We start from the raw sequence: 1,804 nt of genomic DNA, 5'->3' as shown, positions 1-1,804 counted from the left end.
AACGCTTGGATTGTTTTCGGCAAGGCCTGCGGAATATCTCGGTTGTCGATACTGCGATAAAGCATTTCTAAAATAGGAAACGCAAATGTGAGCAAATTAAAGCATACCAACGGCAACGTCAGCATGATTGAGCGTAGGTTTTTATTGCGCTCCGCTTTTTGTAGTTGGGCTCTGAGATCGCTCTTTTGGTGATTCACATGTCGTTCGATTTCCAGCACCGAATCTAACGAGGTTAGCTCTCGACTCATGCCGCCACCTCTTCGGTTTCTGGTTGAATCGCATCTAGCGCATGGCAATCTGTACTTTGCCACCCAATTCGACACACCGTTCCCGGAATAAGGTTCAGATGCGTTCGGTTGTCGTTGGGCACTTTCACAACAAACTGACCAACCAGTTCAACGTCAACCACTAATCGATAATGATCACCGTGATAAATTAGCTCACGCAGCACGCCTTCAATTTGGTTATCACACGATTCGTCATCAGGTTGGATGGAAATTTTCTCTGGTCGAATAGACAAGGTGGTGTGCTCGCCGTTTTGGGTCACTCGAACCGGTTTGGCAACGAAGTGAGCGGGGCCGACCTGGACTTGGCATCGCTCTGATTGCCACTCTTTTACCACACCAGAAAGCTGATTATTTTCACCAATAAACTGAGCGACGAACGCGTTACTCGGAGATTCATACAGTTCCGTTGGCGGGGCAAGTTGCTGCACTTCGCCTTGATTAAAAACTGCGATTCGGTCAGACATAGTGAGCGCTTCATCTTGGTCATGCGTGACATACAAAATCGTAATGCCGAGCTTTTCGTGCAGGTGTTTAATCTCCATCTGCATTTGCTCACGAAGTTGCTTGTCCAACGCGCCCAAAGGCTCATCCATCAGGACGAGTTTCGGTTCAAACACAAGCGCTCTCGCCAACGCGACACGTTGTTGCTGCCCGCCAGATAACTGCTTTGGATAACGACTGGCAACGTGCCCCAACTCGACCATGTCCAGTGCGCTCTGTACTTTATTTTGAATGGTTTGATTATCGAGCTTACGCACTTTTAGAGGAAAAGCGAGATTCTCCGCAATCGTCATGTGAGGAAACAGCGCGTAGTTTTGAAATACCATTCCGATGTCGCGTTTATGTGGCGCGAGATTGTTTACCGGAACGCCATCAATGTAACTCTCCCCGCCCGTTGCCGTTTCAAAACCCGCCAGCATCATCAGACACGTTGTTTTGCCTGATCCAGAAGGCCCCAACATGGTGACAAACTCTCCGGGTGCGATGTCTAAGTTGAAGTCTTTAACCACCAAGTTTGCACCGTCGTAGGTTTTCTTAACATGTTGAAAGCTCACATAATCCTTGTTTGCTGTGCTCATGGCATCCCTCCGTTCATTTTTGTATAGCGAAAATAAGTAGAGCGCCACAAAGCGCCCTACTCACTAGCTCAATTACAGATTGTATTTTGATAGGTCTAAGCGGGTAGCAAGCGCGTGCTCCACCATCTGGATCACTTGTTGACGCTCCTCACCTTTAAGCAGTTGGCGCGGTGCACGAACTTGCTCTGAACCACGGCCACACACTTGTTCAGCAAGCTTAATGCACTGAACCAGCGTAGGAATGGTGTCGAGACGCAGCAGCGGTAAGAACCAACGGTAAATTTCTAACGCTTCTGCATAACGGCCTTGGCTCGCCAGCTTGTAAATTGCAACTGATTCTTCTGGGAACGCATTGGTTAAGCCAGAAATCCAGCCTGTCGCTCCTAACATCAGCGACTCAAGCGCAATGTCATCAACACCACTGAACACGATAAAGCG

General features: G+C 48.5%; 2 protein-coding genes and 1 pseudogene. All 3 read right to left on the bottom strand.

Translation table 11 applies throughout. The annotated features are described in order from the left end of the window. Positions 1 to 248, bottom strand: a pseudogene (locus R7O12_RS23980) (ABC transporter permease); the annotation flags it as partial. After that, positions 245 to 1,366, bottom strand: a complete 1,122-nt coding sequence (locus R7O12_RS23975) for an ABC transporter ATP-binding protein (protein WP_318126540.1) — start codon at positions 1,364 to 1,366, stop codon at positions 245 to 247. The pseudogene R7O12_RS23980 and the gene R7O12_RS23975, both read right to left, overlap by 4 nt. Positions 1,367 to 1,438: 72 nt before the next feature. Continuing rightward, positions 1,439 to 1,804: dihydrodipicolinate synthase family protein (locus tag R7O12_RS23970; RefSeq protein ID WP_318126538.1), on the bottom strand; the 366-nt coding region annotated here is incomplete at its 5' end.

This window comes from Vibrio sp. Vb1574 (assembly GCF_033338675.1).
Note: the sequence above shows the minus strand (reverse complement) of the source record. Positions and strands in the feature narration are given on the sequence as shown.